This is a genomic window from Streptomyces sp. TLI_185, from assembly GCF_003814765.1.
Lineage (GTDB): Bacteria > Actinomycetota > Actinomycetes > Streptomycetales > Streptomycetaceae > Streptomyces.
This window is the reverse complement of sequence record NZ_RKRB01000001.1, coordinates 1,744,464-1,761,907: the sequence shown is the minus strand read 5'-3', so window position 1 is coordinate 1,761,907 and position 17,444 is coordinate 1,744,464. Positions and strand designations below refer to the sequence as shown.

Annotated in this window: 18 protein-coding genes; 11 read left to right on the top strand and 7 right to left on the bottom strand. The window is 71.1% G+C overall.

The window, feature by feature from the left end; translation table 11 throughout:
• Positions 1-15: 15 nt before the first annotated feature.
• Positions 16-303 (top strand): type II toxin-antitoxin system Phd/YefM family antitoxin, encoded by a 288-nt coding sequence (locus EDD92_RS07900; protein ID WP_123963640.1) that lies wholly within the window; start codon positions 16-18, stop codon positions 301-303.
• A gap of 68 nt (positions 304-371) precedes the next feature.
• On the opposite strand, the gene EDD92_RS07895 is transcribed toward EDD92_RS07900, so the two are convergent.
• Positions 372-1,385: an ABC transporter permease gene (locus EDD92_RS07895; RefSeq protein WP_123963639.1), complete on the bottom strand. Its 1,014-nt coding sequence runs from the start codon at positions 1,383-1,385 to the stop codon at positions 372-374.
• Between the two features lie 143 nt (positions 1,386-1,528).
• Here EDD92_RS07895 and EDD92_RS07890 point away from each other — a divergent pair, with 143 nt between their 5' ends.
• From EDD92_RS07890 to EDD92_RS07855, 8 genes are all read left to right on the top strand, one after another.
• The gene (locus EDD92_RS07890) at positions 1,529-2,179 is read left to right on the top strand and encodes a TetR/AcrR family transcriptional regulator (protein ID WP_123963638.1); all 651 of its coding nucleotides are present in this window, start codon (positions 1,529-1,531) and stop codon (positions 2,177-2,179) included.
• Between the two features lie 87 nt (positions 2,180-2,266).
• Positions 2,267-2,569 (top strand): urease subunit gamma, encoded by a 303-nt coding sequence (locus EDD92_RS07885; RefSeq protein WP_010355509.1) that lies wholly within the window; start codon positions 2,267-2,269, stop codon positions 2,567-2,569.
• Positions 2,570-2,579: 10 nt separating this feature from the next.
• Positions 2,580-2,891, top strand: coding sequence for an urease subunit beta (locus EDD92_RS07880; RefSeq protein WP_123963637.1), 312 nt, complete (start codon positions 2,580-2,582; stop codon positions 2,889-2,891).
• A complete protein-coding gene (locus tag EDD92_RS07875; protein WP_123963636.1) occupies positions 2,884-4,605 on the top strand; it encodes an urease subunit alpha in 1,722 nt (573 codons plus the stop codon). Before EDD92_RS07880 ends, EDD92_RS07875 begins: the two co-directional genes overlap by 8 nt.
• A 43-nt stretch (positions 4,606-4,648) precedes the next feature.
• Positions 4,649-5,323 (top strand): urease accessory protein UreF, encoded by a 675-nt coding sequence (locus tag EDD92_RS07870; RefSeq protein WP_123963635.1) that lies wholly within the window; start codon positions 4,649-4,651, stop codon positions 5,321-5,323.
• Positions 5,324-5,464: 141 nt separating this feature from the next.
• Positions 5,465-6,142: an urease accessory protein UreG gene (gene ureG / locus EDD92_RS07865; protein WP_123963634.1), complete on the top strand. Its 678-nt coding sequence runs from the start codon at positions 5,465-5,467 to the stop codon at positions 6,140-6,142.
• Positions 6,130-6,897: an urease accessory protein UreD gene (locus tag EDD92_RS07860; RefSeq protein WP_123963633.1), complete on the top strand. Its 768-nt coding sequence runs from the start codon at positions 6,130-6,132 to the stop codon at positions 6,895-6,897. Before ureG ends, EDD92_RS07860 begins: the two co-directional genes overlap by 13 nt.
• 139 nt (positions 6,898-7,036) lie before the next feature.
• Entirely contained in the window at positions 7,037-8,632 is a 1,596-nt protein-coding gene (locus EDD92_RS07855; RefSeq protein ID WP_123963632.1) for an alpha/beta hydrolase, read from the top strand.
• Positions 8,633-8,700: 68 nt separating this feature from the next.
• Here EDD92_RS07855 and EDD92_RS07850 read toward each other — a convergent pair whose 3' ends face one another.
• From EDD92_RS07850 to EDD92_RS07825, 6 genes are all read right to left on the bottom strand, one after another.
• On the bottom strand, positions 8,701-9,429 hold the full coding sequence (locus EDD92_RS07850; protein WP_123963631.1) for a 1-acyl-sn-glycerol-3-phosphate acyltransferase: 729 nt from the start codon (positions 9,427-9,429) through the stop codon (positions 8,701-8,703).
• A gap of 260 nt (positions 9,430-9,689) precedes the next feature.
• Positions 9,690-10,919, bottom strand: a complete 1,230-nt coding sequence (locus EDD92_RS07845) for a PP2C family protein-serine/threonine phosphatase (protein ID WP_123963630.1) — start codon at positions 10,917-10,919, stop codon at positions 9,690-9,692.
• Positions 10,920-10,988: 69 nt separating this feature from the next.
• A complete protein-coding gene (locus EDD92_RS07840; RefSeq protein WP_123963629.1) occupies positions 10,989-13,451 on the bottom strand; it encodes a SpoIIE family protein phosphatase in 2,463 nt (820 codons plus the stop codon).
• Positions 13,452-13,571: 120 nt separating this feature from the next.
• A complete protein-coding gene (rocD, locus tag EDD92_RS07835; protein ID WP_123963628.1) occupies positions 13,572-14,792 on the bottom strand; it encodes an ornithine--oxo-acid transaminase in 1,221 nt (406 codons plus the stop codon).
• The gene (gene ddaH / locus EDD92_RS07830; protein ID WP_123963627.1) at positions 14,789-15,601 is read right to left on the bottom strand and encodes a dimethylargininase; all 813 of its coding nucleotides are present in this window, start codon (positions 15,599-15,601) and stop codon (positions 14,789-14,791) included. Before ddaH ends, rocD begins: the two co-directional genes overlap by 4 nt.
• A gap of 154 nt (positions 15,602-15,755) precedes the next feature.
• Positions 15,756-16,241, bottom strand: a complete 486-nt coding sequence (locus EDD92_RS07825; RefSeq protein ID WP_030928241.1) for an Lrp/AsnC family transcriptional regulator — start codon at positions 16,239-16,241, stop codon at positions 15,756-15,758.
• A 78-nt stretch (positions 16,242-16,319) separates the two neighbouring features.
• On the opposite strand from EDD92_RS07825, the gene EDD92_RS07820 reads away from it, so the two are divergent.
• Both EDD92_RS07820 and EDD92_RS07815 read left to right on the top strand, forming a co-directional pair.
• Positions 16,320-17,072 carry a LytTR family DNA-binding domain-containing protein gene (locus tag EDD92_RS07820; RefSeq protein ID WP_030928244.1) on the top strand — a complete coding sequence of 251 codons (753 nt, stop codon included), beginning with the start codon at positions 16,320-16,322 and terminating at the stop codon, positions 17,070-17,072.
• Positions 17,069-17,437, top strand: a complete 369-nt coding sequence (locus tag EDD92_RS07815) for a hypothetical protein (RefSeq protein WP_399182204.1) — start codon at positions 17,069-17,071, stop codon at positions 17,435-17,437. Before EDD92_RS07820 ends, EDD92_RS07815 begins: the two co-directional genes overlap by 4 nt.
• Positions 17,438-17,444: the final 7 nt, after the last annotated feature.

The following is a 17,444-nucleotide window of genomic DNA, read 5'->3' as shown; positions in this document are numbered from 1 at the left end:
CGTTATGATGGGGGTATGGCCTACGAGATTCCGGTGACGCAAGCCAGGGCTGAGCTCGCCGACCTGATCAACCGGGTGGTGTACGGCGGTGAGCGCGTCGTCGTGACACGGCACGGAAAGCCCCTCGTCGCCCTGGTCTCCGCCGCTGACCTGGAACGGCTGGAGGAGCTCCAGGAGCTCCCGGAGCCCGCCGAGGAGCAGGTGATCAGCTCGGTCTCCACCGTCCGCGAGGTGGCGTCCGCTCCCCGCGAACAACAGCGCTTCGGCATCGCGGCGCACCATCGGGGGACCGGCGCCTCGTAGAAACGCAGAGACCGTGCACCCCCGTCCGCTACAGCGGGGGTGCACGGTCGGCTCGGTGCGACGGATGGTCAGCCGACAGGGGCGAGGTTCCGCTCGGCGGCGGGCTCGGTGGCCTTCGCCCGCGCCCTGAGTGCATGGCCGAGCAGTACGGCGCCCAGGCCCAGCGAGGCCCACCAGGCGAGCGTCAGGGCGGGGCCGGTCGCCGCCGCGCCGTCGAAGAACGACACCGAGCGGAGCAGGGTCGTCCCCGCGCCCGGCGGCAGCCACTGGCCGATCCTGCCGACCGGCTCGGGCAGCATCTGCGGGGCCGAGGGTGCACCCGAGAAGGGATTGCCGAGCAGCATCACGGCGCCCGCGGCGATCCCGATGCCGGCCTGGCCGAACAGGGCACCGAGTCCGGCGACCGCGGCGCTCACGGCCAGGGTCGCAAGGCCCAGCACTCCGGCCTCCGCCCACCAGTTGCCGGTGAGCACCCCGAGCCAGCTGTGCGCGATGCCGGCCCCGGCCGCGCCGACCAGTGCGGCGGCCCCGATCAGCGCGGCCACGGCGCGCAGGCCGCGCAGTCCGGCCATGGTCACCACCGAGCCCGCAGCGATCCCGGCCAGGGCCAGTGGCAGCACGCCGGCGTTCAGGGCTGCGCCGCGAGGGTCGTTCTCCGGCGTCGCCACGACGTCGACCGTACGGATCTGCCTGCCCTCGGCGGAGGCCTGCCGGGCCACCGCCTGCTGCAGCAGCTGTGCGACCGTCGGGCCTGCGGCCGACGCGGTCAGCAGCTCAGGGCCTTGGGGTGTCACGACGACCGCGCCGTATACGGTCCGGTCCTCGATGGCCTCCCGCGCCGCGGCCTCGTCGGCGTAGCGGTGGATCTCGAACGCGCCCTGCTTCTGCTCCAGCTTCCTCTCCACCTGGGCCGTCGCGGCCGTGGGACCGGCCACGCCGAGCGGCAGGTCGCGGGGCGCGGTGCGGGCGGCGGGCCAGGCGAAGGCCCACAGTGCCAGGGCGGCGAGCAGCGGGACGAGGACGACGACCGCGACCAGACGGCGGCGGTGTGCCCTCGTGGGGGTAGCGGATGCGGCGGACATGACGTTCCTCTCGGGATTGACGGAAGCGGCGGGGTGCGACAGGGAGTCGCACAAAAAGAAGGATCGTTCGTTTTGGGTGTGCCCTCACGGTCCCGCCGTCGCCGTGGCTTGTCAAGAAGGAACGTTCGTTTTACTTTGGGGTCATGGCCCGTGTATCCCAGGAACACCTCGACGCCCGACGCCGGCAGATCCTCGACGGCGCCGCCCTGTGCTTCGCACGCAACGGTTTCCACGCCACGTCCATGCAGGACGTGCTGAAGGAGGTCGACCTCTCCGCGGGTGCCGTCTACCGCTACTTCAGCGGCAAGGAGGAGCTGATCGCCGCGATCGTCGCGGAAGTGCTCGGCCAGGTCCACGAGGGCTTCGAGGAGGAGGCCTCCAGCAGCCCGCCCCCGCCTCCGGACCTCCTGGTGTCGTCGGTGCTCGGCCGCGTCCTCGCGACCAGGGAGTCGTTGACCGTGGACGGGCGGCCCGCCTTTGCGGGGCTGGTCATCCAGGTGTGGGCGGAGACCCTGCGCAACGACGAGCTCGCTGTCCTCCTCCGCGAGGGCTACGGCGCGGTGCGGGAGACCTGGGGGCGGATCGTCGAGGCGTACCAGGAAGCCGGGATGATGCGGTCGGACGTGTCGCCCGACGACGTGGCCCGCACGATGATGGCCGCCGCAATGGGCTTCCTCGCGCAGCAGGCCCTGTTCGGGCCCGCCTCGAGCGACATCCTGCGGGATGGTCTACGGGCGTTGATGAGCGTGCAGGATCACAGCTCGGTTAACTTGCTTGAAACTCGGTCCAACTAGCCTGCCGATCCACGCCACCAGGGACTTTGCCCCGTGGCTGCGGCAACCGGACCCCGCACGGTCCGGGTGAGGACTGTGAGGTGGGACGTGCAACTGACCCCGCACGAGCAAGAGAGGCTGCTCATTCACGTGGCGGCCGACGTCGCCGAGAAGCGCCGGGCCCGCGGGCTCAAGCTCAACCACCCCGAGGCGGTCGCCCTCATCACGTCGCACATCCTCGAAGGCGCCCGTGACGGCCGTACGGTCGCCGAGCTCATGGCCTCCGGGCGCAAGCTCCTCACCCGGGACGACGTCATGGAGGGCATCCCCGAGATGATCCACGACGTCCAGGTCGAGGCGACCTTCCCGGACGGCACCAAGCTCGTCACCGTCCACGACCCGATCGTCTGAGGGGGCCTCGATGATTCCCGGCGAGATCCTGTTCGCGGACGAGCCCGTTGCCTACAACGAGGGCCGCGAGGTCACCCGGCTGACCGTCCTCAACGCCGCCGACCGGCCCGTCCAGGTCGGCTCCCACTACCACTTCGCCGAGGCCAACCCCGGCCTGGACTTCGACCGCGGCGCCGCCCGCGGCAAGCGGCTCAACATCGCCGCGGGTACGGCCGTGCGCTTCGAGCCCGGGATCCCCGTCTACGTCGAACTCGTCCCGCTCGCCGGTGCCCGTGTGGTGCCCGGGCTGCGCGGGGAGACCGGAGGTGCCCTCGATGCCTGAGATCTCGCGTGCCGCGTACGCCGACCTGTTCGGCCCCACCACCGGTGACCGCATCCGGCTCGCCGACACCGATCTGATCGTCGAGATCGAGGAGGATCGTTCCGGCGGACCCGGACTCGCCGGTGACGAGGCCGTGTTCGGTGGCGGCAAGGTCATCCGCGAGTCCATGGGCCAGTCGCGTGCCACGCGCGCAGAGGGCACCCCGGACACCGTCATCACGGGTGCCGTGATCATCGATCACTGGGGGATCGTCAAGGCCGACGTCGGCATCCGCGACGGCCGGATCACCGGGATCGGGAAGGCCGGCAACCCGGACACCATGGACGGGGTCCATCCCGACCTGGTCATCGGCCCCGAGACCGAGGTCATCGCGGGCAACGGGCGGATCCTGACCGCCGGCGCCATCGACGCGCACGTGCACTTCATCTGTCCGCAGATCGCCGACGAGGCGCTGTCCGCCGGCGTCACCACGCTGGTGGGCGGTGGCACCGGTCCGGCCGAGGGCTCCAAGGCGACCACGGTCACGCCCGGTCCCTGGCATCTCGCGCGGATGCTGGAGGCGATGGAGCAGTACCCGCTCAACATCGGGTTCCTCGGCAAGGGCAACACCGTCTCGCACGGGGCGATGCTGTCGCAGATCCGCGGCGGGGCGCTGGGGCTCAAGCTGCACGAGGACTGGGGCTCGACGCCCGCCGTCATCGACGCCTCGCTGACCGTGGCCGACCAGACGGGTATCCAGGTCGCCATTCACACGGACACGCTGAACGAGGCCGGGTTCGTGGGCGACACGCTCGCCGCGATCGGCGGGCGCGGCATCCACGCGTACCACACGGAGGGCGCGGGCGGCGGGCACGCGCCGGACATCATGACCGTCGTCTCCGAGCCGCACGTACTGCCGAGTTCGACGAACCCGACGCGGCCGTACACCGTGAACACCGCCGAGGAACACCTCGACATGCTGATGGTGTGCCACCACCTCAACCCGGCGGTGCCGGAGGACCTGGCCTTCGCCGAGTCGCGGATCCGGCCGTCCACCATCGGCGCGGAGGACATCCTGCACGACCTGGGCGCCATCTCGATCATCTCGTCGGACGCCCAGGCCATGGGGCGCGTCGGCGAGGTCATCATGCGGACCTGGCAGACGGCGCATGTGATGAAGCGGCGGCGGGGTGCGCTGCCGGGTGACGGGCGCGCGGACAACCGGCGGGTGCGGCGGTACGTGGCCAAGTACACGATCAACCCGGCGCTCGCGCAGGGGCTTGCCCGTGAGGTCGGTTCGGTGGAGACGGGCAAGCTCGCCGACCTCGTGCTGTGGGAGCCCGCTTTCTTCGGGGTCAAGCCGCACCTGGTCGTCAAGGGCGGGCAGATCGCCTACGCGCAGATGGGCGACGCCAACGCGTCCATCCCGACGCCGCAGCCGATCCTGCCGCGGCCGATGTACGGGGCGATCGGGCGGGCGCCCGCCTCGAACTCCTTCAACTTCGTGGCGCCGCTCGCCATCGAGGACGGGCTACCGGAGCGGCTCTCGCTCGGGAAGCGGTTCGTCGCGATCGACTCGACGCGTGGGGTCACCAAGGCCGACATGCGGGAGAACGACGCGCGGCCCCGGGTGCAGGTCGATCCCGACAGTTTCGCCGTGCACATCGACGGGGAGCTCGTCGAGGCGACGCCCGCTGCCGAACTGCCCATGGCCCAGCGGTACTTCCTGTTCTGATGACTCTCCCTGTTCTGATGACTCTTCTGATGGCGCGGTCGTGATGTCGCGGGCAGCTCTTCTCGTTCTGGCCGACGGGCGCTTTCCCGCCGGAGGGCATGCGCACTCCGGCGGGGCCGAGGCGGCGGTGAAGGCCGGGCGGATCAGTGGGGCCGCGAGCCTGGAGTCCTTCTGCCGGGGGCGGTTGCACACGGCGGGGCTGGTCTCGGCCGCGCTGGCGGCCGCGGCAGTGCTCGGCGTGGATCCTGTGGCGTTGGATGCGGCCGCGGATGCGCGGACGCCGTCGCCTGCGTTGCGGGTCGCCGGGCGGAAGCTGGGGCGGCAGTTGATGCGGGCCGCTCGCGCCACCTGGCCTTCGGGTGAACTCGATGCTCTGGCACAGGAGTTCCCCAAGGGAGCGCATCAGCCGGTGGTGCTGGGGCTTGCCGCTCGGGCTGCGGGGCTGGAGGCCCTGGATGCGGCGTATTGCGCGGCGTACGAGAGTGTCAGTGGGCCGGCTGGTGCGACGGTGCGGTTGTTGAGTCTTGATCCGTTCGATGCAACGGGGGTGCTGGCTCGGCTGGCGCCGGAGCTGGATCGCGTTGCGGATCGGGCGGTGGAGTCGGCGCGGCTCGTTGTCGACGGCGGGGTCGATGCGTTGCCTGCGGCGTCGGCTCCGTTGCTGGAGATCTCTGCGGAGGTGCATGCCGCCTGGGCTGTGCGGCTGTTCGCGTCCTAGGAGTGTCGCCCCCGCCGCCCCTTCCCATTCCCGAACCTGGGGGCTTTGCCCCCAGACCCCCGTATCGGCCTGAACGGCCTCGTCCTCAAACGCCGGACGGGCTGAAATGGCCGGGCCGGCTTGAATATTGGAGCCATAGCCATGCATCTGGAACACCACCACGACGGCCCCGGCGCCGTCAGCGCCGATGCCCGTCGGCCCGACGGCTCGCGGCGTGCCCTGCGGATCGGGCTCGGTGGGCCCGTCGGGTCGGGCAAGACCGCCACCGTTGCGGCGTTGTGCCGGGCCCTGCGCGACGAGCTTTCCCTCGCTGTCGTGACCAATGACATCTACACCCGCGAGGACGCCGAATTCCTGCTCCGGGAAGCCGTGTTGCCGCCCGAGCGGATCACTGCCGTGGAGACGGGGGCCTGTCCGCACACCGCGATCCGGGACGACATCTCCGCCAACCTGGAGGCGGTGGAGGATCTTGAGGACGAGGTCGGGCCGCTGGATCTGATCCTGGTCGAGTCCGGTGGGGACAATCTCACCGCGACCTTCTCCAAGGGGCTTGTCGACGCCCAGATCTTCGTCATTGATGTTGCGGGCGGCGATGACATTCCGCGGAAGGGCGGGCCGGGGGTGACCACGGCCGATCTGCTCGTCGTCAACAAGACCGACCTCGCGCCGTATGTCGGCTCCGATCTCGGGCGCATGGCCGCCGACGCCAAGGCGCAGCGGGCCGAACTGCCCGTCGTCTTCCAGTCGCTCAGGAGCGAGGCCGGGGTGACGGACGTTGCCGGCTGGGTGCGGGCGCAGCTCGCCGCGTGGACGGCCTGACCGTGAACGGGGTGCGGGCCACCGCTCGGATCGTCGCCCGGGACGACGGGAGAGGCGGTACGGCGCTGCCCGTGCTGGAGGGGGAGGGGCCGCTGGCGCTGCGGCGGACGCGGGGCAGTGGCGCCGAGGCGCGGGTCATGCTCGTCGGGGCGATGAGCGGGCCGCTCGGCGGGGACGAGTTCGCCGTCGAGGCCGAGGTGGGAAGCGGGGCACGGCTGCGGGTCGGGTCGGCCGCCGCCACCATCGCGCTTCCGGGGCAGGCGAAGGGTGAGGCCCGCTACGACGTGCGGCTCGACGTCGCCGACGGGGGTGAACTGGAGTGGCTGCCCGAACAGTTGATCTCCGCGCACGGGAGTGATCTGTATGTCAGGACGCGGGTCGAGCTCGGCGGTGCCGCCCGGCTCGTGCTGCGCGAGGAGCAGGTACTCGGGCGGGTCGGGGAGCAACCCGGGCGGCTGACCAGTCGTCTTACGGTGTGTGTCGAGGGGCGGGTGCTCCTCGACCAGGAGCTGGCCTGCGGGCCCGGAGCACCGGGCGGGTGGGACGGTCCGGCCGTGCTGGGCGGACATCGGGCCGTGGGGCAACTGGTCGTCGTACGGCCCGAGTTCGGGGTCGAACCGATGGCGGCCCGGGTGGTGGGGGAGGGTGCCGTGGTGATGCCGCTCGCCGGGCCTGCCCTACTCGTCACTGCCGTGGCGGCCGATGCCCTGCGGTTGCGGCGGGTGCTGGACGAGGCTCTGGCCGCCGTCGCGTGAGTTTCCGCTGAGCGGGACAAGGGTCACCGTTTATCGGATTGGTAAAGAAGGTCAACAACCCCTGTTCTCGGCATGTACACAGCCGAAAGGATCCTCCTGACATTCGCAATGACGTTGGGGGAGGTCCCACTTGAGGGATATGAGACGAAATAAGCGGGCCACCGCGCTCGGCTCGGCCGGAGTGCTCGCCGCGGCGACGCTCATAGCCGGAGCCGTCGCGGCGCCGAGTGCCAGCGCGACCGCGGGCTCGCGGCACGGGCAGGACCGCGAGGCCCGCGGTGCCGCCATCGCGGCCGAGCGGGCGGCGAAGGCCGGGATCGACTGGCAGGACTGCCCCGCCGACTGGGGGCTGGAGAAGCCCATCCAGTGCGGGTACGTCAGCGTCCCGGTCGACTACGCGCATCCGTACGGCAAGCAGATCAAGCTGGCCGTCGACCGCATCGGCAACACCGGGACGAAGGAAGAGCGCCAGGGTGCGCTCGTCTACAACCCGGGCGGCCCCGGCGGTTCCGGCATGCGTTTCCCGCGCCGGGTCACGACCAAGAACCCGGTGTGGGCCAACGTGGCCAAGGCGTACGACTTCGTGGGCTTCGACCCGCGCGGTGTCGGCCACTCCGCGCCGATCTCCTGCATCGACCCGCAGGAGTTCGTGAAGGCGCCCAAGGCCGACCCGGTGCCGGACTCCGAGGCCGACAAGCTGGCCCAGCGCAAGCTGGCCGCCGAGTACGCCAAGGGCTGCGCCGAGCGCACCGGCAAGGCGATGCTCTCGCAGATGACCACGCCCAACACCGTGCGCGACCTGGACGTCATCCGTGCCGCGCTCGGTGAGAAGAAGCTCAACTACCTGGGCGTCTCCTACGGCACCTACATCGGCGCCGTCTACGGCACCATGTTCCCCGGCCATCTGCGCCGCATGATCGTGGACAGCGTCGTCAACCCGTCGCGGGAGAAGATCTGGTACCAGGCCAACCTGGACCAGGACGTCGCCTTCGAGGGCCGCTGGAAGGACTGGGAGGACTGGGTCGCCGCCAACGACGCCACCTTCCACCTCGGCACCACGCGCGACGCGGTTCAGGCGAAGTGGCTCGAGCTGCGCGCCACCGCCAAGAAGAGCCCCCTCGGCGGGGTCGTCGGCCCGGCCGAGCTGATCTCCTTCTTCCAGAGCGCCCCGTACTACGACTCCTCGTGGGTACCGGTCGCGACGGCCTTCAGCAAGTACTTCGCCGGTGACACCAAGGCACTGGTCGACGCGGCCGCCCCCGACATGTCCGACACCGCGGGCAACATCACCGCGGAGAACGGCAACGCCGTCTACACGGCCGTCGAGTGCACCGACGCCAAGTGGCCCACCAGCTGGAAGAAGTGGGACAAGGACAACACCGAGCTCAACAAGAACTACCCGTTCATGACCTGGGCCAACGCCTGGATGAACCTGCCGTGCGCCACCTGGCCGGTCAAGCAGCAGAGCCCGGTGAACGTCAAGACCCACAAGGGCCTGCCGCAGGTCATGATCGTGCAGTCCACGCATGACGCAGCCACCCCGTACGACGGCGCCGTCGAACTGCACAACCGCTTCAAGGGCTCCCGCCTGATCACCGAGAAGGACGCGGGCTCGCACGGTGTGACCGGCCTGGTCAACCCGTGCATCAACCAGAAGGTGGACGACTACCTCCTGAGCGGCAAGCTGGACGCCGCGGACGTGACCTGCACCCCGCACGCCACGCCCAAGCCGTAACCGGCAGCGGTACGAAGTGAGGGGCGGCCGGAACACTCCGGCCGCCCCTTCCTCGTGCTCGGCTCGTCCTAACCCAGCGGCAACCGCGGGAAGCGGCGCTCCTTCTCCGCGGCGCCGGCCGCCTCGGTCTGCGCCTTGACGACGGCCGCGTACTCGTCGACGTACTCCTGCTCGGACAGCGACAGGATGGCGTACATGATCTCGTCGGTGATGGCGCGCAGGATGGCCTTCTCGTTCTCCATGCCGGCATAGCGGGAGAAGTCGAGGGGCTTGCCGAAGCGGATGACGACCGGATGGATGTTCGGGATGACCTTGCCGGGCGGTTGCGCCTCGAAGGTGCCGATCATCGCGCAGGGGATGACGGGCACCTGGGCCCTGAGCGCCATCACCGCCACCCCGACCTTGCCCTTGTACAGGCGGCCGTCGTGCGAGCGGGTGCCCTCGGGGTAGATGCCGAGCAGTTCGTTCTTGCTCAGCACGCCGAGGCCCTCGCGGATGGCGGCCTGGCCCGCTTCCTTGCCGGTGCGGTCGACCGGGATCTGCCCGGCGCTGCGGAAGAAGGTCGCGGTGAGGCGGCCTTTGATGCCGGGCCCCGTGAAGTACTCCTTCTTCGCGAGGAAGGTGATGCGGCGCTTGAGGATCGCCGGCATCAGGAAGTGGTCCGAGAAGGACAGATGGTTGCCGGCCACGATCGCCGGACCTTCGGCCGGTACGTGTTCGAGGCCTTCGATGCGAGGCCGGAAGACCAGTCTCAGCAGAGGTCCCAGCAACACGTATTTGAGCACGTAGTAGAACAAAAGGTCGCTCCTCACTCCGGCGGATCGCCTGTGCCGCCGCGTACCAGCAGGTCAACCGGCGTGTCGTGGGATCGCCAGTCTATGTGCAGGCGCAGTTCGCCGGAACACGGCTGACGCCGCGTCGCGCGCGTGGGGACAACTGCCGCACCAGCCTCCAGTTACCGACTGGTAGACAGCAACCTGATGACACATCATGGCGCGATCGCGCTCAACTGCTGGCGGACGCCCGGCCCTTGCGGCGCGCCGCCGCGTCTGCTCGCTCACAGCCGCACGATGACCAGGGCGGTGTCGTCGGTCGCACCCCCCGGCGGCAGCAGCTCCAGCAGGACCGCGTCCGCCAGCCGTTCGGGGTCCTCCGTGCGGTGGCGGGCGAGGGAGTCGGCGAGGCGGGCCAGGCCGGTGTCGATGTCCTCGCGTCTGCGTTCGATCAGGCCGTCGGTGTAGAGGACGAGGGTGGCGCCCTCGGCGTACCGCGCGCAGGCCTCGGGTCTTGGCATCGGGTCGGGGCGGGCGTCCAGCGGCGGGTCGGTGGCCTGGTCGAGGAACTCGATACGGCCGTCGGCGTGGACGAGGACCGGCGGGGGGTGCCCCGCGCTGCTGTAGGTGATGGTGTGCTCGTCGAAGTCGATGAACGTGGTGACGGCGGTGGCGGATTCGGCGCCGTCGACCACGTTCGCGTACCGGCCCAGGACGTTCAGCGCCTCTGCGGGGCCCTCGGCGACGCGGGAGGCGGCGCTCAGCGCGCTGCGCAGCTGGCCCATTACCCCGGCGGCCGCCAGACCGTGCCCGACTACGTCACCCACCGCCACGCCGATACGGTGGCCGCCCACCAGGTCGACCAGGTCGTACCAGTCCCCGCACACGTTGAGCGAGCCGACGGCGGGCCGGTAGCGTACGGCGGCGTGCTGGTGGCCGGCCTGCCGGCGAGCGGGCAGCATCGCCTCCTGCAGCGCGATGGCCACCTCACGCTCGCGGGCGTGGGCCTGCCGCAGCCGCTCGTTGAGGTCCTGCAGTTCGCGGGCGCGGGTGTACAGCTCGGCCTCGAGTACCCGGGCCCTGCTGCCGCGCGGGCTGCCCCTGGCCTTGATCAGCTCGGTGACCTCCTCGACGCGGTGCACCAGTAGCACCACCTTGCCGTCCGGGCCGAGCACCGGCGCGTTGACCGGGCTCCAGTAGCGCTCCTCCCACTCGCCGGGCCGGTCGGGGTTCTCGACGTCGTAGCGCTGCAGGGCCATGGCGTCGCGCTCGCCGGTCTCCAGCACCCGCTGCAGTGAGGCCGCCAGATTGCGCATGCCGGAGGCGGTGGAGTCGTTCGGGTTGTCGGGAAAGACGTCGAACAGATAGCGGCCGACCACCCGCTCGCGGGTGCGCCCGGCATTCCGCAGGAACTCCTCGTTGGCATCCGCGAACACCAGCCCGGGCGTCAGCAGCGCCACCATTCCCGGCAGGCACTGGAACACTGCCGCGTAGTCGATCGCCCCATCGTTCATGGCTGCCGCCTCACCGCCGGGTTCACGCCATTTTCCCACGTGATGCGACGTTTGTACGGTACCGGCGTGTCAGACCGGAGGATCGGTCAGGGACTGCTCGGCCCAGATGACCTTCCCCTCGGGGACGAAGCGGGTGCCCCACCGCTGGGTGAACTGGGAGACCAGCAGCAGCCCGCGGCCGCCCTCGTCGGTGGTGCGCGGATGGCGCAGGTGGGGTGCGGTGGCGCCGCCGTCGGAGACCTCGCAGATCAGGGCGCGTTCCCTGATCAGGCGGAGCCGGATCGGGCCTTCGGCGTGCCGGATGGCGTTGGTGACCAGCTCGCTGACCACGAGTTCCGTGGTGAAGGCCAGCTCCTCCAAGCCCCACTCGGCCAGCTGCCGGGCGGCTTCCTTGCGGGCGTCGGCGACGACGGCGGGGTCGGCGGGCAGGTCCCAGTCGGCGACCTGGTCGGCGCCGAGGAGCTTGGTGTGGGCCATCAGCAGGGCCACGTCGTCGTCCGGGCGGTCCGGGATCAGCGCGTCGACCACGGCCCGGCAGCGCAGGTCGAGCGAGGGCGCGAGCCGCTCCAGGGCCCGGCGCAGCCGGTCGCGGTTCGCGTCGACGGGCCGGCCGGCGTCCTCGCCGGCCAGCAGTCCGTCGGTGTGCAGGGCGAGCGTGCTGCCCTCGGCGAGGGCCAGCTCCACGGCCTCGAAGGGCCGCCCGCCGACGCCGAGCGGCGGCCCCTGCGGCAGGTCCACGAAGCTGACGCTGCCGTCGGGCAGGACGACGGCGGGCGCGGGGTGGCCCGCGGCGGCCATCGTGCACTGCCCGTCGACGGGGTCGTAGATGACGTACACGCAGCCGGCCCCGGCGACCTGTACGTCGACGTCGTCCGGAGCGTCCGGTTGGCCGCCCTCCTCACGGCCCGTCTGCGCGACCAGGTCGTCGAGGTGCGCGAGCACCTCCTCGGGCGGCAGGTCCAGGGCCGCCAGGGTGCGTACGGCGGTCCGCAGGCGTCCCATGGCCGCGGCGGCGTCGATGCCGTGGCCCGGTACCTCCCCCACGACGAGGGCGACGCGGGCGCCGGACAGCGGGATGAGGTCGTACCAGTCGCCGCCCAGGCCAGTGAGCTCGTCGGCCGGCCGGTAGCAGGCGGCCACCTGCACGGCGTCCTGATCGGGCAGCCGACGGGGGAGCAGGCTGCGCTGCAGCACCAGAGCCGCAGTGCGTTCGCGGGCGTAGCGGCGGGCGTTGTCCACGCAGACCGCCGCCCGTGAGACCAGGTCCTCGGCCAGACTCAGGTCGTCCTCGTCGAAGGGCTCCTGACGCCGGCGCCGGAAGAACGTGGTGACGCCCAGCGTGACGCCCCGTGCGCGGATCGGCACGATCATCACGGTGTGCAGCCCCAGCTCCAGGAACGTGGCCGTCCGGTCGTCGGGCAGGTCGGTGGCCCACTCCCTGGCCAGCGGGTCGAGTCGCTCCTCGCGCCAGGACAGGCCGGTGGCCAGGCACCGGATAGGGGGCGATCCGGGCAGGTAGGTGGCCACCGCGCCGATCTCGACGACGGCTTCGGGGACGCCGGGGTTCACCGACTGGTGCCCGGCCCGCCGCAGTGGCACCGCCTCCGTGGGGCTGAGCGGTCCGGCCGGGGGCTCCGCGCCGCGCAGCACCCACTCCAGCAGGTCGACGCAGACGAAGTCGGCGCAGCCCGGCACGGCCACGTCGGCCAGCTCCTGAGCGGTCCGCACGATGTCCAGGCTGCGACCGATCTGCTCGCCGGCCCGGTCGAGCAGGGCCAGCCGCTGCCGGGCGCGGTGCCGCTCGGTGATGTCGACGACCGTGTAGTAGACGCCCATCGGGTGGCCGTTGTCGTCCTCGAGGCGGGTGAACGACATCATGTGCGCCGTCTCCCGGAGCGGTGCGGAGCGTACATGGCCGACGTGCTCGTACCCGACGACGGGCTGCCCGGTCTCCAGCACGCGCCGCATCTGTGTCTCGATGCCCTCGGAGTCGATGCCCGGCTGGATCTCCGCCAGCCGCCGCCCCAGCCGCTCCCCGGGGGAGCCGCCGCCGAACCGCTCCAGAGCGGCGTTCGACCAGACGCACCGCAGATCCGCGTCCACGACCGCTATGCCGACGGGGGAGCCGGTCACCATCTGCTCCAGCACCGCACGGCTCATGTCCCAGCCGCGCGCCCCGCCCATGTCGGAGAGCAGCACCAGCCAGTGCGCCCCGCCGCCGGGCCCCACCGCCGGAGTGATCCGGACCATCAGCCGGACCTGGTGTCCGTCCTTGTGCCGGGCGGTCAGCAGTCCCGCCCAGCCGCCGTCCCGGCGGCACCGCTCGGCCACCTCGGGCAACCGTGCGGCGTCCTCCGGGGCCAGCAGTCCGGTCACCGGGGTGCCGACCACCTCGGAGGCCGTGTAGTCCAGCAGCCGCCGGGCGTCCCGGGTCCAGCTGGTCACCACGCCCTGGGCGTCGAGCAGCAGAGGCGCGGCATCGGCCACGTCGAACCGCTGCTGGGCAGCGGCCTGCTCCTCGTCAGTGCCCACGGCCGACCTCTCTGTCGCTGAGAGTGGTCTACCACCTCTTGTCCCCATCTTCACCCTCCGGGCAACCGGTGGGGACGCAGAGAAAAGTGGGGGGCGGACTCTCACCGCCCCCCACTCCGGTCACGAACCCAGGACCTTCTCCAGTGCCCCGAGCGCGGACTCCAGCTCCTCGCCGGTGATCGTCAGCGGCGGCGCCAGCCGGATGGTGGAGCCGTGGGTGTCCTTGACCAGGACCCCCTCGCGCTGGAGGCGTTCGCTGATCTCGCGGCCGGTGCCGATTGCCGGGTCGACGTCGACACCCGCCCACAGGCCGCGGGCGCGGAAGCCGGCGACGCCCTTGCCGACCAGGGCGGCCAGGCCACCGCGCAGGACCACGCCCAGCTCGGCGGCCCGGCGCTGGTACTCGCCCGTCTCCAGCAGCTCCACGACGGCCGTGCCGACCGCGGCGGCCAGCGGGTTGCCGCCGAACGTCGAGCCGTGCTCACCCGGCCGCAGCACGCCGAGCACGTCCCGGCGGGCGACCACCGCGGAGACCGGGACGATGCCGCCGCCCAGCGCCTTGCCCAGCAGCAGCACGTCCGGGACGACGCCCTCGTGCTCGACGGCGAGGGTGCGGCCGGTGCGGCCGAGGCCCGACTGGATCTCGTCCGCGATGAACAGACAGCCCTTGCGGCGGGTCAGCTCCCGTACCCCCGTCAGATAGCCCTCGTCGGGGATGACGACACCCGCCTCGCCCTGGATGGGCTCGATGAGTACGGCCGCGGTCGTCTCGTCGACCGCCGCCTCCAGCGCCGCCAGGTCGTTGTACGGCACGATCCGGAAGCCCGGCGTGAACGGGCCGAAGCCGGCCCGTGCCGTCTCGTCCGTGGAGAAGCTGACGATCGTCGTCGTACGGCCGTGGAAGTTCTCCGCCGCGACCACGATCGTCGCCCGGTCGGCGGGGACGCCCTTGACCTCGTACGCCCACTTGCGGGCCACCTTGATGCCCGACTCGACCGCCTCGGCTCCCGTGTTCATCGGCAGCACCATGTCCAGGCCGGTCAGCTCGGCCAGCCGCTCGGCGAACTCGGCCAGCCTGTCGTTGTGGAAGGCGCGGGAGGTGAGTGTGAGGCGGTCCAGTTGGTCGTGGGCCGCCTGGACGAGCGCCGGGTGGCGGTGACCGAAGTTGAGGGCGGAGTATCCGGCCAGCATGTCGAGGTAGCGGCGGCCCTCGACATCCTCCACCCAGGTGCCCTCGGCGCGCGCGACGACCACGGGCAGCGGGTGGTAGTTGTGCGCCAGGACCGGTTCCTCGGCGCGGATCAGGTCGGCGGACGAACGCGTGGTCACGGGAGCGGTCATGAACGGATCTCCTGAGTGCAGCACTTGATGCCGCCCCCTGCCTTGCGGAACTCGGACAGGTCGACGGGCACGGGGACATAGCCGCGGTCGGCGAGAGCGGTGGCGAGGGACTCGGCCTGGGGTGCGATGAAGACGTTGCGGCCGTCGGAGACGGAGTTGAGGCCGAAGGCCAGCGCGTCGTCGAGGGTGGCGAGCACCGCGTCCGGATACAGCCGCGCCAGCACTTCGCGGCTGCCCGGCGAGAACGCCTCCGGGTAGTAGGAGATGTTGTCGTCGTCGAGGACGAACAGCGCGGTGTCCAGGTGGTAGAAACGCGGGTCGACCAGCGTCAGGCTGATCACCGGGTGGCCGAAGAACTCCTGCACCTCGCGGTGCGCCTCGCGGGTCGTGCGGAATCCGGTGCCGGCCAGGACGTAGCGCCCCGTCCAGACCAGGTCGCCCTCGCCCTCGCAGACGGCCTCGGGGCGGTGGACGTCGAAGCCGGCCGTCTTGAACCACGTGTCGTAGTGCGTGGACTCCGGGCGCCGCTCGGGCGCGTGGAAGAGGGCGCCGAAGACGCGGCCGTCCACGACGACCGCCGAGTTCGCGGCGAAGACCATGTCCGGGAGACCGGGTGCCGGCTCCAGGGTGTCGACGGTGTGGCCGTGGGCCCGATAGGCGCCGATCAGCGCCTGCCACTGCTCCTGGGCCAGGTCCACGTCGACGCGGACGTCGGGTTGCATCCAGGGGTTGATCGCGTACTGCACGGCGAAATGTCTGGGTTCGCAGACGAGGAAGCGCCGCCGGCGCGGCACACGGGAATCGGACACAGAGGGGTTCCTCCGCTTCCTGCGGTGTCGAGGGTGGGTTGACACCAAGGTAGGAAGTGACGGAGTCGGGCGACAAGGAACAAGAATTGCGTGTCCGCGCAGGAATGCTGCGTCTTTGGTCGGTTCAGCGCAGCCCTGCTGCGCGTTAGGACGTTTATTCGGGAGCAGGCTGGGTGGCGCCGGCCTCCGGGCTCTCCGGAAGCAGATGGGACAGCACCATCACGCTGATCGTCTTGCGGATGAAGGGTTCGATGCGGATCCGCTCCAGGACCTCCTCGAAGTGGTCCACATCCCGCGCCCGTACGTGCAGCAGCGCGTCCGCGCCGCCGGTCACCGTCATCGCCGCCGTGATTTCCGGATGGTTGCGGACCACCTCCGCGAGCCGCCGCGGCGGGGCCGCGCCCTCGCAGTACACCTCGACGTACGCCTCCGTGCGCCAGCCCAGCGCCGCAGGCTGCACCGTGGCCGTGAACCCGGTGATCACGCCCGTGTCGCGCAGCCGGTCCACCCGGCGCTTGACCGCCGTGGACGACAGCCCGACGGCCGCACCGATCTCGGCGAAGCTCGTCCTGGCGTTCGCCATCAACGCGGTGATGATCTTGCGGTCGAGCTCGTCGAAAGGGGCCGGCCTGCTGTTCATGTCGGCACTGTATCCAGCAGGAACGTCCACACCACGGCGCATGTCCACCCGCGCGGATTCCACCTACACTCCGGGTTCATGCTGCGCGCCCTCGCCGTCGACGACGAACGCCCCTCGCTGGAGGAACTGCTGTATCTGCTGAACGCGGACCCCCGCATCGGCAGCGCGGACGGCGCGGGCGACGCGACCGAGGCGCTGCGGCGCATCAACCGGGCGCTTCAGTCCGGTCCGGGCGGTCCCGAGGCGATCGACGTCGTCTTCCTCGACATCCACATGCCCGGCCTCGACGGCCTCGACCTGGCCCGGCTGCTGACCGGCTTCGCCCAGCCGCCGCTGGTCGTGTTCGTCACCGCCCACGAGGACTTCGCCGTGCAGGCCTTCGACCTCAAGGCCGTCGACTACGTCCTCAAGCCCGTCCGCAAGGAACGCCTCGCGGAGGCCATCCGCCGGGCCGCCGAACTCACCGGTGCCGCCGCCCCACGCATCCCCGTGCACGAGCCCGACCCCGACCACATACCGGTCGAACTCGGCGGTGTGACCCGCTTCGTCGCCGTCGACGACATCACCCACGTCGAGGCCCAGGGCGACTACGCCCGCCTGCACACCGACAAAGGCAGCCACCTCGTACGGATCCCGCTGTCCACCCTGGAGGAACGCTGGCGCTCCCGCGGCTTCGTCCGCATCCACCGCCGCCACCTGGTCGCCCTGCGCCACGTCGGCGAACTGCGCCTGGACGCGGGCACGGTGAGCGTCCTGGTCGGCGCCGAGGAGCTGCAGGTCAGCCGCCGCCACGCACGCGAACTGCGGGACCTGCTGATGAGGAGGCCGTGACCGTGCCCCACCAGGACCCCGCCGAGCGCCGCGTCGTCGTCACAGGCCCGCCCCGCCGCACCCGCCGCGCCTCCGGCTACTACCGCCCGCGCACCGAGATCGACGAACAGACCACCCTCGGCCACACCTACGTCCGCTCCCTCATGCGCACCCAACTCCGCGCCGCGCTCGCGGTGTTCGCGTTCCTGGGCCTGCTGATCGGCCCGCTGCCCCTGGTCTTCGCCGCCACGCCGGACGCCCGCCGCCTGGAGTGGGTGGTCCTCGGCTTCTGCCTCTACGCCCCGATGGTCCTGCTCGCCCTGTGGTACGTCCGGCGCGCCGAGCGGAACGAACGAGACTTCGTACGCCTCGTGGAAGATCGGTAGCGGTGCG

What these genes read in the sequence shown, in the direction of transcription:
- EDD92_RS07875 (WP_123963636.1), top strand. Translation starts at nt 2,884, where the DNA reads ATGCCTGAGATCTCGCGTGCCGCGTACGCCGACCTGTTCGGCCCCACC.
- EDD92_RS07845 (WP_123963630.1), bottom strand. Translation starts at nt 10,919, where the DNA reads ATGAACGATGGGGCGATCGACTACGCGGCAGTGTTCCAGTGCCTGCCG.
- EDD92_RS07895 (WP_123963639.1), bottom strand. Translation starts at nt 1,385, where the DNA reads ATGTCCGCCGCATCCGCTACCCCCACGAGGGCACACCGCCGCCGTCTG.
- EDD92_RS07825 (WP_030928241.1), bottom strand. Translation starts at nt 16,241, where the DNA reads ATGAACAGCAGGCCGGCCCCTTTCGACGAGCTCGACCGCAAGATCATC.
- EDD92_RS07890 (WP_123963638.1), top strand. Translation starts at nt 1,529, where the DNA reads ATGGCCCGTGTATCCCAGGAACACCTCGACGCCCGACGCCGGCAGATC.
- rocD (WP_123963628.1), bottom strand. Translation starts at nt 14,792, where the DNA reads ATGACCGCTCCCGTGACCACGCGTTCGTCCGCCGACCTGATCCGCGCC.
- EDD92_RS07870 (WP_123963635.1), top strand. Translation starts at nt 4,649, where the DNA reads ATGTCGCGGGCAGCTCTTCTCGTTCTGGCCGACGGGCGCTTTCCCGCC.
- EDD92_RS07855 (WP_123963632.1), top strand. Translation starts at nt 7,037, where the DNA reads ATGAGACGAAATAAGCGGGCCACCGCGCTCGGCTCGGCCGGAGTGCTC.
- EDD92_RS07880 (WP_123963637.1), top strand. Translation starts at nt 2,580, where the DNA reads ATGATTCCCGGCGAGATCCTGTTCGCGGACGAGCCCGTTGCCTACAAC.
- EDD92_RS07820 (WP_030928244.1), top strand. Translation starts at nt 16,320, where the DNA reads ATGCTGCGCGCCCTCGCCGTCGACGACGAACGCCCCTCGCTGGAGGAA.
- ureG (WP_123963634.1), top strand. Translation starts at nt 5,465, where the DNA reads ATGCATCTGGAACACCACCACGACGGCCCCGGCGCCGTCAGCGCCGAT.
- EDD92_RS07900 (WP_123963640.1), top strand. Translation starts at nt 16, where the DNA reads ATGGCCTACGAGATTCCGGTGACGCAAGCCAGGGCTGAGCTCGCCGAC.